At 62.6% G+C, this 13,994-nt stretch carries 13 protein-coding genes; 3 read left to right on the plus strand and 10 right to left on the minus strand.

Going from position 1 to position 13,994, the window contains the following annotated elements; all coding sequences use genetic code 11:
- Positions 1-47: 47 nt before the first annotated feature.
- Positions 48-296, minus strand: coding sequence for a hypothetical protein (locus M1E04_RS14840; protein WP_296313978.1), 249 nt, complete (start codon positions 294-296; stop codon positions 48-50).
- 103 nt (positions 297-399) lie between these two features.
- Entirely contained in the window at positions 400-1,221 is an 822-nt protein-coding gene (locus tag M1E04_RS14845) for a hypothetical protein (protein ID WP_296313977.1), read from the minus strand.
- 566 nt (positions 1,222-1,787) lie between these two features.
- Here M1E04_RS14845 and M1E04_RS14850 point away from each other — a divergent pair.
- Positions 1,788-2,333 carry a sterol desaturase family protein gene (locus M1E04_RS14850; RefSeq protein ID WP_296313975.1) on the plus strand — a complete coding sequence of 182 codons (546 nt, stop codon included), beginning with the start codon at positions 1,788-1,790 and terminating at the stop codon, positions 2,331-2,333.
- Here M1E04_RS14850 and crtB read toward each other — a convergent pair.
- From crtB to fni, 5 genes are read right to left on the minus strand one after another with little or no spacing between them, the layout of a single operon-like run.
- Positions 2,215-3,204, minus strand: a complete 990-nt coding sequence (gene crtB / locus M1E04_RS14855; RefSeq protein WP_296313974.1) for a 15-cis-phytoene synthase CrtB — start codon at positions 3,202-3,204, stop codon at positions 2,215-2,217. The two genes, M1E04_RS14850 and crtB, sit on opposite strands and share 119 nt — an antisense overlap.
- A complete protein-coding gene (locus M1E04_RS14860) occupies positions 3,201-4,691 on the minus strand; it encodes a phytoene desaturase (protein ID WP_456291591.1) in 1,491 nt (496 codons plus the stop codon). The genes crtB and M1E04_RS14860 overlap by 4 nt, the downstream gene beginning before the upstream one ends.
- 1 nt (position 4,692) lies before the next feature.
- The gene (gene crtY, locus M1E04_RS14865) at positions 4,693-5,883 is read right to left on the minus strand and encodes a lycopene beta-cyclase CrtY (RefSeq protein ID WP_456291592.1); all 1,191 of its coding nucleotides are present in this window, start codon (positions 5,881-5,883) and stop codon (positions 4,693-4,695) included.
- Positions 5,880-7,154: a glycosyltransferase gene (locus M1E04_RS14870; protein WP_456291593.1), complete on the minus strand. Its 1,275-nt coding sequence runs from the start codon at positions 7,152-7,154 to the stop codon at positions 5,880-5,882. Before M1E04_RS14870 ends, crtY begins: the two co-directional genes overlap by 4 nt.
- Complete coding sequence (gene fni / locus M1E04_RS14875; RefSeq protein WP_456291594.1) at positions 7,151-8,206, minus strand: type 2 isopentenyl-diphosphate Delta-isomerase; 1,056 nt, start codon at positions 8,204-8,206, stop codon at positions 7,151-7,153. Before fni ends, M1E04_RS14870 begins: the two co-directional genes overlap by 4 nt.
- A gap of 198 nt (positions 8,207-8,404) precedes the next feature.
- Here fni and M1E04_RS14880 point away from each other — a divergent pair, with 198 nt between their 5' ends.
- The gene (locus M1E04_RS14880; protein WP_065987097.1) at positions 8,405-9,334 is read left to right on the plus strand and encodes a polyprenyl synthetase family protein; all 930 of its coding nucleotides are present in this window, start codon (positions 8,405-8,407) and stop codon (positions 9,332-9,334) included.
- Here M1E04_RS14880 and M1E04_RS14885 read toward each other — a convergent pair.
- Complete coding sequence (locus tag M1E04_RS14885; RefSeq protein ID WP_065987095.1) at positions 9,324-9,800, minus strand: hypothetical protein; 477 nt, start codon at positions 9,798-9,800, stop codon at positions 9,324-9,326. The genes M1E04_RS14880 and M1E04_RS14885 overlap by 11 nt on opposite strands.
- A gap of 766 nt (positions 9,801-10,566) precedes the next feature.
- On the opposite strand from M1E04_RS14885, the gene M1E04_RS14890 reads away from it, so the two are divergent.
- Positions 10,567-11,750 (plus strand): IS3 family transposase gene (locus M1E04_RS14890; RefSeq protein ID WP_456291595.1). Its coding sequence is split into 2 segments (ribosomal slippage): positions 10,567-10,831 and positions 10,831-11,750, totalling 1,185 coding nucleotides; the frame shifts between segments, so codons are not numbered across the junction.
- Between the two features lie 506 nt (positions 11,751-12,256).
- On the opposite strand, the gene M1E04_RS14895 is transcribed toward M1E04_RS14890, so the two are convergent.
- Positions 12,257-12,688, minus strand: a complete 432-nt coding sequence (locus tag M1E04_RS14895) for a RidA family protein (RefSeq protein WP_192131941.1) — start codon at positions 12,686-12,688, stop codon at positions 12,257-12,259.
- 96 nt (positions 12,689-12,784) lie between these two features.
- On the minus strand, positions 12,785-13,969 hold the full coding sequence (locus M1E04_RS14900) for a DUF2252 domain-containing protein (RefSeq protein WP_065987092.1): 1,185 nt from the start codon (positions 13,967-13,969) through the stop codon (positions 12,785-12,787).
- Positions 13,970-13,994 lie beyond the last annotated feature (25 nt).

Below are 13,994 nucleotides of genomic sequence, written 5' to 3' on the forward strand. Positions count from 1 at the left end.
TGCGGTTTCAGTACAGCAACCGCCAGTGAAGGTCGGACGCCGACCGCTCACTCAGTCTCGATAACACCCGTCATCGCCGTAAAGCGGCTCTGCGGGTTCTTGAGCTTGTCGAGCACCTCATCGGGCGTGGACTCACGGAACACCACCATGTGCCCCACCTCCTCGCCGCCTTCGGTGACCCGCTCGATGTCGTTGATCATCCAGGTTTTCAGCTCTTCCACGCTGATGCCCAGCTGCTCGGCGACCTGACCGTGGAAGCGCTCTGCGTCGTATTGATTGAATTCGTCGTTGTTCATGGCCTTGGCCTCCTTTAGCGGGTGTAAGTCTGAGGCCGCAGGAGGCCGGCACAGTTCAGTCGGTTATGACCCACGGCGTCCAGCGTCAGGATCAATCACTTTTTTATCGCGCCCGTGGCCCGGCCATCCAGGGGCTGTATTCGAACGCTACCGCGCCTCTGGACACGCCGGTTTCATCCACCGAGAAACCAGGCATCTGCGCGATGTCGAGATGTTTGCACTGCTCGGTGAGTCGGCTTTGCAAGACGTTGTCGTAGGTGAAGGCCTCCGGGCGTTCGCGGTGGCGTTCGAGGTTGACGACGCATTCCTTGACCTTGCCCTGCTTGTTCGCCAGATACTCGAAGGTGACCACGCCAATGCTGCCGGGCGGTGATTTCATCAGTGTCCGCTCGGCGAAATACCGCCCCTGCGCGTATTGCTGATAACGGGGCTGCATGGACAAGCGCTGGATATCGCTCATTGGCACGTAGATCAAGGGGGCGACGACTTCCGCGTTGCCGTCCTTGTTGAACCGGTCCCCGGGTACGATCGGGAACACCGCGCTCCAGCACACCTTTTTTGAAAGATCGGCCACCGGTGCATTTGCCGTGGCAATGCCTGTGGCCTGGGTTTCACAGCTGAATACCTCATTGTTGCGATTGATCTTGATGCGCAAGCGGACCTCACCCGTCAGGCCTTCGCTGTTGGCCTCAAGCGCTCTGTTTCCGAGAATGGACTGGAAACGGCTGACGAAGGTCTTGAATTGCTGCTTTTTGATGTCTTCCGGGCTCGGGACGGCTGGAGCGGAGGCGATGGCAGCAGACGCCACCTGACGGGACTGACAGGCCATCACGGCACAGGCGATGCCTGCGATCGCGGTCAATCGGAGCCATGGGGAAATCGGGCGCAGCGATGACAGGCGGGAATAGGGACGGAGAAGCAACATTGATCATCCTTGAACTGCAGAGAATAAAGCGCGCGAAGATACCGCTGCCCGGCGGAGTACGTCTACGGCACTCGGCAAAACTCGCAGCGTTTGAACCGGCCCCTTCCCGGCTAAAGCCGGTCCCACTAAAAGCAACGCGCTCGGCCCGTAGGACTGGCTTCAGCCGGGAAAGCGTCGTGCTTCACGCTACAAAATGAAGGTGTTCATGCCGGCCTATTCCCGGCTGAAGCCGGTCCCACTGAAAGCAACGCGCTCGGCCCGTAGGACCGGCTTCAGCCGGGAAAGCGTCGTGCGTCACGCTACAAAAATGAGGCGTTCACACTGGCCCCTTCCCGGCTAAAGCCGGTCCCACGAACAGCAGTGCAGTCACACTGGCACACCGCGTACTCATAGTGGGACCGGCTTCAGCCGGGAAGGCGTCATGGGTCACGCCACACCAATCCGAACCTTCACACCGCAAATCGGCAACTGACAAACCGATCTCCGCCTTCAGCCACCGGCATGCGACAATCACGCACCGAACAGCGTCGGCCTTTTCACGGTCTGACGTCGAGACACTTGCGTGGATGAGCCCGATGATCAATGCCCTCGTATTTTTCGCAACCGTGATCGGCATGGAGGGCTTTGCCGTGTTTGCGCACAAATACATCATGCACGGTTGGGGCTGGGGCTGGCATAAGTCGCACCACGAGCCGAGAACCGGCTGGTTCGAGAAGAACGATCTGTATGCCGTGGTGTTCGCCGGGTTCGCCATCGTGCTGATCGCGCTGGGCACTGCGGGGGCGCATCCGCTGGAGTGGATCGGCGCAGGGATGACCGCTTACGGCTTTCTGTATTTCGTCGCCCACGACGGCCTGGTGCACAAGCGCTGGCCGTTCAAGTACGTGCCGCGCAATGGCTACCTCAAACGCCTGTATCAGGCGCATCTGATGCACCACGCGGTGTCGGGCAAGGAGCGCTGCGTGTCGTTCGGCTTTCTCTACGCGCCGAGCGTTACTCGGTTACGCGCTCAGCTCCGACGCTTGCATGACGGCCCGTTGCACAAATCCGACCCGGACGTTGCCAAAGGTTCGCAGGCCGCGCCGGCCACTGCCGACCACGAGTCACGCTAGCCTTCCACGCCCCCACCAACACCAGTCGCAGCTTGTCCAGCTTGCTGGTCGAGACCCGCGCATCCCAGGCCCGCGCGCCGCGCTCCCTGACCTTCACCCCGATCTCGCGGTAGACGCACCCCGCCGTCGCCACTGCCCAGGCCGATCGCCATGGCAGTGCGGTCAAGCCGGCATTGGCACTCTCGTAGTACGGCTCGGCCATGTCCACCAGCCGCTTTGCCAATACGGCTACCGCTGGACGGTATTCCGGAGATGCAAGGCGATCGTGGGGAATGCCCAACTCATCCAGCCATTCCCCCGGCAGGTAGCAACGCCCCACCGAAGCGTCTTCGACGATGTCCCGGGCGATGTTGGTCAGCTGAAACGCCAGCCCCAAATCACAGGCGCGGTCGAGGGTCGCCTCGTCACTCACGCCCATGATCTGAGCCATCATCAGCCCGACCACGCCGGCCACGTGATAGCAGTACTCCAGCGTGTCGTCGACGCGCCGGTATTCGCGCTGGCTGACGTCCATCGCGAAGCCATCCAGATGCTGCAGGGCGTAGCGCTGCTCGATGCCATGGCGCAGGACAACTTCCCGGAACGCTTCGAACGCCGGGCTGTGGGTCGGCGTGCCGGCATACACGGCGTGGGTCTGGGCGATCAGCCGTTGCAGGCGCTCGGTGACTTCCTGCTGACTGACCACCGAAGCCGAGTGCCCCGCTTCCTGGCCGTCAATGACGTCGTCGCAATGCCGACACCACGCATAGAGCATCACCGCGCTGCGACGGGTCACGGGATCGAAGAGTCGCGACGCGGCGGCGAAGCTTTTCGAGCCGACTTCAATGCTCTGGGTGGCGTGGTCGAGCAGCGCCTGATCGGCCACGCTCATGAGTGCAGGTCCTCCAGCATCAGCCCGGCCGTGGCCTTGGCGGAACCGATGACACCCGGCACCCCGGCGCCCGGGTGCGTGCCGGCGCCGACCAGGTACAGATTGCTCAGGCTTGCGTCGCGGTTATGGGGGCGGAACCACGCGCTTTGTCGCAGGATCGGCTCAAGGGAAAACGCCGAACCGAGGTGCGCGTTGAGTTCGCCCTTGAAATCCTGGGGCGTGAAGATGCGGCTGGTGACCAGATCCTCGCGCAGGCCCGGCATGTAGTACTTCTCCAGGTACGCGAAGATGCGGTCGCGGTAGCGCGGCCCTTCCACTTCCCAGTCGATATCAGCGTTGCCCAGGTGCGGCACCGGTGACAGCACGTAATGGCTCGAACACCCCGGCGGCGCCAGGCTCGGGTCGGTGATGCACGGCGCGTGCAGGTACAGCGAGAAATCCTCGGCCAGCGCCGCGCCCTTGAAAATCTCCTGAATCAGTGCCTTGTAGCGCGGGCCGAAACACACGGTGTGGTGCTGCAACTGTGGCTGCGGACGCTTGAGCCCGAAGTGGATGACGAACAGTGAGTTGCTGAAGCGCTTGCCCTTCAGCCGTGCGCCTTCCTTGACCCCGCGCGGGTGGCCGCCGAGCAGTTCGGCGTAGGTGTGCATCACGTCGGCGTTGGAGGCCACGCAATCGGCGCTGATCTGCCGGCCGTCCTGGAGGCGCACGCCGGTCACTCTCTGGCCACTGGTGTCAATGCTGGCGACATCGGCGTTGAGCTCGAAACGCCCGCCGATGTCTTCGAACAGCTTGACCATGCCCTGCACCAGCGCGCCGGTCCCGCCCTTGGGAAACCACACGCCCCACTGGCGTTCGAGGGCGTGAATCAGCGTGTAAATGGAGGACGTTGCAAACGGATTGCCCCCCACCAGCAGCGAGTGAAACGAAAACGCCTGACGCAGTTTGTCGTCCTCGATGAACTCCGACACCATGGAATACACGCTGCGCCATGCCTGCAACTTCGCCAGCTGCGGCCCGGCCTGAACCATGTCGCGGAAGGACAGGAACGGCACGGCGCCGAGCTTCAGATAGCCTTCCTGAAACACCGCTTTGGAATACGCCAGAAAGCGCTGATAACCGGCGACGTCCTTGGGGTTCAGTGCCGCGATCTGGGTGTCGAGGGACTGCTGATCGTTGGCGTAATCGAACTTCGTGCCGTCTTCCCAGCACAGGCGATAGAACGGCGACACCGGCAGCAACTCGACGTAATCCTTGATGGATTTGTCGGCGGCGGTGAACAGCTCTTCGATGGCCGTCGGGTCGGTGATCACCGTCGGCCCCGCGTCGAAGGTAAAACCCTGATCTTCGTAGACGTAGGCGCGGCCACCGGGCTTGTCGCGTTTTTCCAGCAGCGTCGTCTGCACGCCCGCTGCCTGAAGCCGGATGGCCAACGCCAGGCCGCCGAAACCGGCACCAATCACAATTGCGCTTTTTGCTTGAGTCATTTCAATTCTCGTTGTGCTTAGGCAGGTGATGCCTGGCCTGGTAATGCTTGGGCAGGTAACGAACAGCGGCCTTGACCGCCTCGTCGATCGGTACGGGCGGCTTGCCGGTGAGCACTCGCAGTTTGTCGGCCAGGGTGCTGCGGCCTGCGTAGAAACGGCTGATCAGGCCTTCGGACAGTCCATAGAACCGCTGCATCACCTGCCAGCGATTGGACGGACGTCCGGCCAGGAACAGCATGCGATTAAGCAGCCGATAGAAACCCTGGGAGTGCCACGCGTGCCGCGCGATAGCGCGAATGCCGGCGTCCAGCGACTCGGCATCCAGCCTGGACTGAACGGCGATCCACTCCGCCAGCCGCACGGCATGGGGCAGCGAATAGCCGGTGGTGCAATGAAACAGCCCGGCCCGCAAACCGGATCGTGGCTGGCCCGCCGCTTCGCGCCAGAACCCGGCGAAATCCCCGGCCAGGGTGATCGGCAACACGCCCTGCTCTTCGCGCAGGCACTCGGCAATCTCCCAGCCTTGGGCGGCGGCGTAGTCGGCGATGTGCTGACGAAGCTGGTCAGATGAAAACGAATGCTGGTCGACGTAATGGGTGTCCTCGATCAGCAGGGTGTCAGCTGAAAAAGGCAGCACGTAGACGAAGCGGTAGCCCTCCCCCTGCGCGACGCGGGCATCCATGATGATCGGCGCGGTCAGGCCATGGGGCGCCTGCAAACGCAGCAACTGACCCAGAAACGCCTGCTGCCCCAGCACCATGTGCGCCGTGGCCTGCACGCCACGGCCATCGATCACCGCGCGGGCGTGAAGCCGCTCGCCGCCTTCCAGCACCACGGCGTTGGGAGTGAGGTCGGTGATGCGTCGGCCGGTCAGGAGCGCATCGCCCAAAGCGGGCTCGATGACCTCGGCAAAGCGTTCCGACGTGATGCTGGCATAGCCACTGTTCAACCGTCGCGAGCGTTGCGGGAAGTGCACGTCATAGGTGGTCCAGCGCTGCACCACCAAGGGCTGCAGCCATTGATGCTGCTCGGCCGTGAGGTCGCCTTCGTGGTAGGACCAGGTGTGATTGCCGCCCAGGTGCGTCTGCTCTTCGATGCACAGCACCCGCAGCTCCGGCCGCAGCTGTTTGAGGCGCCAGGCGATCAGCCCGTTGGCGAGGCCGCCGCCGGCAAGAATCAAATCGTAGGTCATGGCATCAACCCCGCCAGCACTGGCTCACCCGTGCGCACCACGGCTTCGACAATGTCGGCAGCGCGGGACGTGCCGCCGGCGCGGGCCAGTTCCGTTGCGAGGCGATCAAAAGGCTCGGTGGGCAACCCGCGCAGCTGCGTCAGCCTCTCGCGAATCTGCCCGGCCCCGGCGCCGCGCCGCAATTGCAGGCCAATCCCGGCATGGGTAACGCGCGACGCAACGCCCGGCTGATCAAACGCGATGGGCATGACCAGCATCGGCGTGCGCGCCACGATAGCGTCCATCACGGTGTTCAAGCCGCCGTGGGTCACCACCGCATCGGCGTGTTGCAGCGCCCATTGTTGCGGCGCGAAATCGGTCACCCAGGTCGCGCCGGCCTGGATCAGCCGCTGCTCTTGCCGCGCATCCAGCCCGCCGCAATGGGCGACCAGCAACTGCGCATTCAATTGTCGGCTGGCCGTGGCGATGCGTTGGAACATGTCAAAGCGACTGCCCTGCAGCGTGCCGAGGCTGGCGAAGATAAATGGCCGGGCGGGGTCAATCGGCCATTCGCCCGGCTGTTCGGTCTGAGGCGCCCGCAGTGGCCCGACCGCGTGAAAATTGGCCGGTGGATGCTGACGGGGGAAATCGAATCCGGGAAGCGTCTGGCTGATCTGCGCATACGGCGAGAGGCATTCATGCAGCCCGTCGCGGGGCTCGATGGCCAGACGCCGTGACGCATCACGCAGCACCTTGCTCAACGGACTCATCAGCCAGTCGTACACCTTGCGGCTGCCTTCGAACACATGCTGACTGCGTTCATCGGTGGCGTAGGCAAAGGGCATCACCGGCAGCGGCAACTGCGGCTCGCGGTTGACCGGCAAGGCGCAGGCCACCGAGACATACGGCAAGTCCAGCCCTTCGGCGACCATGCCGCCCGCCGCTTCCATCTGATCGCACAGCAGGGCCTCGATCTGCCGCACCGCCAGTGCAGACGGCAACTCGGCACACAGCATGCGCGTGGTGTCGCACAGGTCGCGGATCACCCGGCGCAGGCGCAACGGATTGTTCGAGCAGGCCGCACGGCGCAGCGCTGCTTCAAGACTGCCCGGCGGATGACTGAGGGCACCGAGGGCGTGAAAGCCGATGCGCGGATCGGTCAGCCAGCGGCGGGCATCGGCCTGCTGGAAAAAGGTGACCTGATGACCCCGGTCGATCAGCGTCCCGGCCAGGGCCTGAAACGCCTGAAAGTGGCTGTAGAATGCCGGCGCCACCACCGCAAAATGGGTCATGACAGCAACGACTGCAGGGTGTTGGGCGCCACCAGGCGAGCACTGCGCAACGCGCGCAGGTCCTCTGAACCGGTGCAGAAACAGGCGATGCGCAACTGGCGGATAACGATGTCGAAGTGTTCGATGACGGCGGCAGTGGACAGGGTTGCGTTACGCAGCACGCCCGCGGCCTGGCCGACGACATCCGCGCCCAGCCGAATGGCCTTGGCCACGTCGATGCCATTGTGAATGCCGCCGGAGGCAATCAGCGGCGTGTCGGGCAAGGCCTGGCGAACCATGGCCAGGCTGACGGCGGTCGGGATGCCCCATTGCGCGAATGCCATGGCGACTTCACGATCGGCCGGGTTTTCGGCGCGCTCGGCCTCGACGGCGGCCCAACTGGTACCGCCAAGCCCGGCGATGTCCAGCACCTGTACTCCGGCATTCACCAGCGCCAGTGCAACATCAGCAGACAGGCCAGCGCCCACTTCCTTGACCACCACCGGCACGCCGACATCGAGCACCACGCGGTGGATGGCGTCGAGAATGCCCTGCCAGCGCCGGTCTCCACCGACCTGCACCGCTTCCTGCAAGGGGTTTAGATGAATAATCAACGCGTTGGCCTGAAGCATGTCGACCGCACGGCGGGCCATGTCCAGGCCGTCAGGCTCGATCAGCTGCGCGGCGCCGATGTTGCCCAGCAGCGCGATGTCCGGCGCCAGACGCCGCAGTTCGCGGGTCAGACCCTGATCTCCGCCGTTCTGCAAGGCCACCCGCTGCGAGCCGACGCCCATGGCGATGCCCAGTTCCTGAGCGGCTTCGGCCAGATGACGGTTGATCGCGGTGGCCCGCTCGGCCCCGCCGGTCATGGAGCTGATAAGCAACGGCGCGCGCAATGCGATGCCCAGCAGGGAGCCGCTCACGTCAATGTCGTCCAGATTCAATTCCGGCAGCGCACAGTGTTCGAAGCGGATGTCGTCCAGTCCGGAAAAGGAGGTACGCACGCTGGCGCGCCTGTCCAGCACGATATCGAGGTGATCGTCTTTGCGACGACCCATATCGCTGTGAGTCATACTCGCTCCATGCAGCTGAATTATTGAACGGGCCCTACGGTCTTCTGCAGATGCAATCTTGTACAAAACCGATTTTCCTGTACAACTTTGCCGTATCTTGAGGCATTTAGAAACAGCAGTCGTTCCGTGATGACCGGTCTCGCACGCCGAACCGCTCCGCGACGAACAGTTTTACCGCTAAAGCATAGGGAAAGACCGATGGCAGGTAACGTCGACACAACAATCAAATCGGGCTTTGCCGGGCGACTGGGAGACGTCCGGGCGGCAATCGAAACGCGCCTCTCCGAGCTGCTGCCCGAATCCGGCAACGAGCGCGATCTGGTGGCCCTGGCCATGCGTGAATCGACGTTGGCGCCGGGCAAGCGGATGCGCCCGGTGCTGTTGGTGCTGGCGGCCGAAGGGCTGGTCGAGGCCAGCCATGAGAACAGTCGCACGATCAGGCGACAGGCCGTGGACCTGGGCTGCGCCGTCGAGATGATTCACGCCGCATCCCTGGTGCTCGACGACATGCCGTGCATGGACAACGCGTCGCTGCGACGCGGCCAGCCCACGGTTCACCTGAAGTTCGGTGAAGATGTGGCCATTCTGACCGCCATCGCCCTGCTCAGCCGCGCCTTCGGCGTCGTCGCCAGCATCAGCGATCTGGCCGCCACCACCCGCACTGAACTGGTCGAGGTGCTGGCCAATACGGTAGGCATGCAAGGGCTGGTGCGCGGGCAGTTTCAGGATTTGCGCGACGGCCAGCGTAGCCGTGACGCGGACGAGATCGCCCTGACCAACAACCTGAAAACCGGCGTGTTGTTCGGCGCGATCATGGACATGGTCTGGCTCATCAGCGGCGCGCGGGACGATCAGCGGCCGCTGTTGCAGAACTTCGCCATGGAGCTGGGCCAGGCGTTCCAGATGTACGACGATTTGCGCGACCGCTGCGCCGACAGCGACAAGGATCAAGGCAAGGACGACGGCAAATCGACCTTCGTTTCGCTGTACGGCGAGGACAAGGTCAAGCGGCAACTCGCGCTGCACCTGTCCAGCGCCGAGCAGGCGCTGCGCGAGGTTTACGGCGATGCATCGACCATCGCCGGCTACCTGCGGCTGATCTTCGAGAAGGCTGGGCTCAACGGCTAGCCGACTGCGAACCCAGCTTGGCAATGGCTTGCTTGAGCTGTTCGCCGTCCGAGAACCGTTCCTGACGGACGACCGCGCCGTTTTTCAGGGTCAGCCACTGCACGGTGTCGCGGTCGCCGTCGTAGGCCGAAGCGACCCGGGCTTCGCGGTCCAGCAGGATGCGGTACTTGGCCGAACGCATGGCAGGCACAGCCACCATCTTTACCAGGGACGGCATCTTCTCGATGTCCGCCACGTACACAACGTGACGCTGCTCCAGGTAACCCTCGGGATTGTCTTCCAGTGCGGCGTTGACCATCTTCGCCGCCGCCATGCTGCGGGCGATCAACAGCACCTGGGCCTGATCGTCCAGGGTATAGGCCTTGTCGAACTGGTCGAGCAGCGTCCATTTGGCGATCGGCTGGGGCGCGTCCTGGGCGAATGCATTGAGACTGAGAAACAGAGCGAGGGCCGCAAATTGCCGCATGGTTTAAATCCCTTCAGCAGGAAAGATTGAATAAAGATAAGCGTCGAGAACAGGGCTGGTCGACCCGCGCCTGTCCGCCATTCTGGAGCCAATGATGGCTCAACAAATGACGCGTGCGCCAATTTACCAGCAAGCGGTCCGCCCGGTTCGCCTGTTATGGGTTTTGCAGGTGATTTCCCGGCTGAAGCCGGCCCCACTAATCGACCGCGTACTCCCTGGGGTACAGGCAAACCTCGACTGTAGGACCGGCTTTAGCCGGGAAGGCGTCGGTTGTCACGCTGCAGAATTGATGGTGCTCATGCGGGCCTCTTCCCGGCTGAAGCCGGTCCTACGAGACCGCGTACACCCAATGGGATCGGCAAATCTCGACTGTATGCCCGGCTTTAGCCAGGAAGGCGCCGGCGGGCACGCTGCAGAATTGATGGCGCTCACACTGGCCTCTTCCCGGCTGTAGCCGGTCCTACTAAGGGTCCTACTACGAGACCGCGTACACCCAGTGGCCTTGGCAAACCTCGACTGCAGGACCGGCTTCAGCCGGGAAGGCGTTGGCGGTTACGCTGCAGAATTGATGGAGCTCACGCGGGCCTCTTCCCGGCTGAAGCCGGTCCTACTAAGGGTCCTACTACGAGACCGCGTACACCCAGTGGCATTGGCAAACCTCGACTGTAGGACCGGCTTTAGCCGGGAAGGCGTTGGCGGTTATGCAGTGGTCTAATTTCCCCGGACACCTCGATAAGTGGAAAATACATTTATCGAGGAGTTCTACATGACCAGAAAACGCAACAGGTTTGATGACAGCTACAAACTGGAAGTCGTAAAGATGGTCAGGGATCAGGGGCTGACCGTTCCGCAGGTTTGCCAGGACCAGAATCTCGGTGAGACGGCCGTACGACGGTGGATCCGCCAATACGACGCCGAGCAGTTGGGCCAGGCCGGGATAGGAAACCCGCTGACGGCTGAGCAACAGCGCATTCGGCAGCTGGAGCAGGAAAACCGGCAGCTCAAGATGGACAACGACATCCTAAAAAAGGCTACCGCCTTCTTTGCCCGCGAACTGAAGTGACGTATCGGCTTGTTCGGCAACTGCAACAGAAGGCTTATCCGGTGGCGCATGTCTGTCGTCTGCTGAACGTCAGTCGATCAGGTTTTTACGAGGCCCGTAAGCGTGCACAAGCACCTGTTCGGCTCAGTTGTCCCATTGTCGCGCAGCTCAAGGCATCGTTTGCCGTGAGCGACGGCTGCTCCGGCAGCCGCTCTTTAACCAAGGCTCTGCGGGCCAAGGGCATGGAAATAGGCCGCTATAAAGTCCGCCGCCTGATGCGAGCCCATGGTTTGCGCTCGGCGTGGAAACCTAAGTTTGTGCATACGACCGACAGCAAGCATGACCTGCCAATCGCTGAAAATGTGTTGAACCGTCAGTTTGAACCGCAGGCTGTGAATACCGCCTGGGTCGCCGACATTACCTACATAGGAACGCGCAGCGGCTGGCTCTATCTGGCCGTGGTGCTGGACTTGTTCTCGCGCAAGATCGTGGGTTGGGCGATGGCCCCAAACATGCCTGCAGAGCTGGTGTGCAGCGCGATGCAGATGGCCGTCGCGCAGCGTCAACCGCCGCCTGGCCTGATCGCTCACTCCGATCGCGGCAGCCAATATGCGAGCGCAATCTACAGATCGCTGCTGGCCAGGCACGGGATGCAGCAAAGCATGAGCCGTAAGGGCAACTGCTGGGACAATGCGGTGATGGAGCGCTTCTTCCTGAGCCTGAAAATGGAGCGGGTATGGCGGCGCAATTACGCCAACCATGGCGAAGCGGTACGCGACATCACTCAATATATCGTTGGGTATTACAACAACGAGCGGCTGCACTCAAAACTGGGGTATCTGCCACCGACCGTTTACGAACGGACGGTGGCCTTGAAACAACCTATCGAGGTGTCCGGAATTAGTTGACCACTACATTACGCTGCAGAATTGATGGAGCTCACGCGGGCCTCTTCCCGGCTGAAGCCGGTCCTACTAAGGGTCCTATTACGAGACCGCGTACACCCAACGGGATTGGCAAACCTCGACTGTAGGACCGGCTTTAGCCGGGAAGGCGTCGGTGGTCACGCTGCAGAATTGATGGAGCTCACGCGGGCCTCTTCCCGGCTGAAGCCGGTCCTACTAAGGGTCCTACCACCAGACCGCGTGCACCCGTTGGGATTGGCTAACCTCGGCTGTAGGACCGGCTTCAGCCGGGAAGGCGTCGGTTGTCACGCTGCCGAATTGATGCTGCTCACGCGGGCCTCTTCCCGGCTGAAGCCGGTCCTACTACGAGACGGCGTATACCCAGTGGCATTGACAAACCTCGACTGTGGGACCGGCTTTAGCCGGGAAGGCGTTGGCGGTCACGCTGCAGAATTGATGGTGCTCGCACTGGCCCCTTCCCGGCTGAAGCCGGTCCCACTAAAAACCAGTCAGTCTCTGGGCCTAAGCGCCGCCACTGCTTCGATCTCGATCAGCATGCCGTCCAGCGCCAGGCGTGGGACGGGGATGAGTGTGCACACCGGCTTCATGTTGTCCGCCCATGCGAGATCCGCCTGCTCGACCCACAAGCGCAACCGGTCTTCGGAGTGATCAACCATCAGGAGCGTCAGTTTGAAGATATGCCGAAGGTCGGCCCCACGCGATTGCAGGGCGATGCGGACGTTAGCTATGGCGTGGGCCGCCTGATCGGCAAAATCCGGGGACAGCTGGCCTTGAGCGTCCTCCCCGCCCTGGCCGGCGACGAACAGCCACTCGGCGCCCGGGCCAACGACGGCAAGGTGGGAATAGGCGTTGGGGGCGGGATCGTACAAGCCTTCCGGGTTGTACAAGGTGAACGGAGCAGCAGCGGGGGTTGGCGTCATGGCAGTGATCCTGAACATAAGGGCCCCCAGTCTCGAACCTCCACCTAAGTGGAGGTCAAGTGGGCCTCAACGTCCGAATCGAATCCTGAGCCGGTATCAATTCTCCAGCGCATACCGCCGGCAATGCTCGAGATAGCCCTGCTCATGGCTCCCCACCAGATGCACGACGTTGCTCCACAGCCACGACGGCGCATCCAGGGTGTGCGAACGGTTGAGTTGCAGTTCTCGCATCCACGACGAGCGCGTGGAGAGGTCCATCTGCCGGGCGTGGGCCAGTCCGACGACGCGGGCCAGATAACCGGCGGCTTTCATGGCTTCGCGTTCGCTCAGCTGATCGAGTTCAAGCTTCATGTCCTGGGGCAGCAGCTCGCGGACGAAGAAGCCATGATCCAGCATGCGCGTCGCGATCATCCGGTTGCCGAGCCCCGGCGAAAGATGCCGGGCCCCTTCCACCACGCGCTTGCCGTTGTCCCGGGGCATGCCCGCGCGCGGAGTGCGCGGCGCGGCGGCAGCGACCGCTTCCTTGACGTCGAGCAGGCAATATTCCTGATCCTCATCGTCGCCCACGCTCAGCAGGACCGCATAACGCAGCAGGCCCAGGGAGCTGCAACCCTTGACCCAGTAGGCACAATCGAGCATCTCGACGCGGTCATCCTTGGATCGGCCTTTCAACGAGGTGACCAGCGCATGAATCTCCGGCGTCGAGCACAGGTCTTTCAGCCCATGGCGCTCATCCCGGGACAACGACCAGAAATGCTTGCCCAGCGGAATGGTCGGCCGGGTGTCTTCGATGCGCTCTTGAGCCAGGTGCTTCCAGGTCCTCTGAACCGCGCTGCGCATCCCCGCCTTGACCTGTGCCGGACGTGCGGGCTCCTCGTCGGCGCCGTCTTCGAACGCCAGCTCATAACCCTGCATCATCTCTTCGAGCATTCTGGCGGTGGCGACGCCGGGCAGATCGGACCCCCGGGCAGCGGTGGCCAGAGACAACGCCAGACGCACCAGATCGTGGGCCGGGTTGCCGATCACGGTCTGATCCAGGTCGCGGATGTGGATGTCGATGCGCCCTTTCGAATCGCCGGTCGGGCCGAGGTTACCCGCGTGGCAGTCGCCGCAGATCCACACCGGCGGGCCACTGGGCAAGCGTCGGCCAGACTGGCTGTGCAGCCATTCGTAAAACTGCACCGTGCTGCCGCGCACATACGCGTGGGCAGAACGGGCCATCTTCAGATTACGTAATTCGTTGAGCGGCTTGAGACGTGCGGAGGGTCGAGGCGTTTTCATGAACAATTCTTTGCAGGGAGATGTA

This window comes from Pseudomonas sp. AK106 (assembly GCF_053903055.1).

Coding starts and splice junctions, on each gene's coding strand:
- crtY (WP_456291592.1), bottom strand. CDS start 5,883: ATGACCTACGATTTGATTCTTGCCGGCGGCGGCCTCGCCAACGGGCTG.
- M1E04_RS14870 (WP_456291593.1), bottom strand. CDS start 7,154: ATGACCCATTTTGCGGTGGTGGCGCCGGCATTCTACAGCCACTTTCAG.
- crtB (WP_296313974.1), bottom strand. CDS start 3,204: ATGAGCGTGGCCGATCAGGCGCTGCTCGACCACGCCACCCAGAGCATT.
- M1E04_RS14880 (WP_065987097.1), top strand. CDS start 8,405: ATGGCAGGTAACGTCGACACAACAATCAAATCGGGCTTTGCCGGGCGA.
- M1E04_RS14895 (WP_192131941.1), bottom strand. CDS start 12,688: ATGACGCCAACCCCCGCTGCTGCTCCGTTCACCTTGTACAACCCGGAA.
- M1E04_RS14850 (WP_296313975.1), top strand. CDS start 1,788: ATGAGCCCGATGATCAATGCCCTCGTATTTTTCGCAACCGTGATCGGC.
- M1E04_RS14860 (WP_456291591.1), bottom strand. CDS start 4,691: ATGACTCAAGCAAAAAGCGCAATTGTGATTGGTGCCGGTTTCGGCGGC.
- M1E04_RS14840 (WP_296313978.1), bottom strand. CDS start 296: ATGAACAACGACGAATTCAATCAATACGACGCAGAGCGCTTCCACGGT.
- M1E04_RS14900 (WP_065987092.1), bottom strand. CDS start 13,969: ATGAAAACGCCTCGACCCTCCGCACGTCTCAAGCCGCTCAACGAATTA.
- fni (WP_456291594.1), bottom strand. CDS start 8,206: ATGACTCACAGCGATATGGGTCGTCGCAAAGACGATCACCTCGATATC.
- M1E04_RS14885 (WP_065987095.1), bottom strand. CDS start 9,800: ATGCGGCAATTTGCGGCCCTCGCTCTGTTTCTCAGTCTCAATGCATTC.
- M1E04_RS14845 (WP_296313977.1), bottom strand. CDS start 1,221: ATGTTGCTTCTCCGTCCCTATTCCCGCCTGTCATCGCTGCGCCCGATT.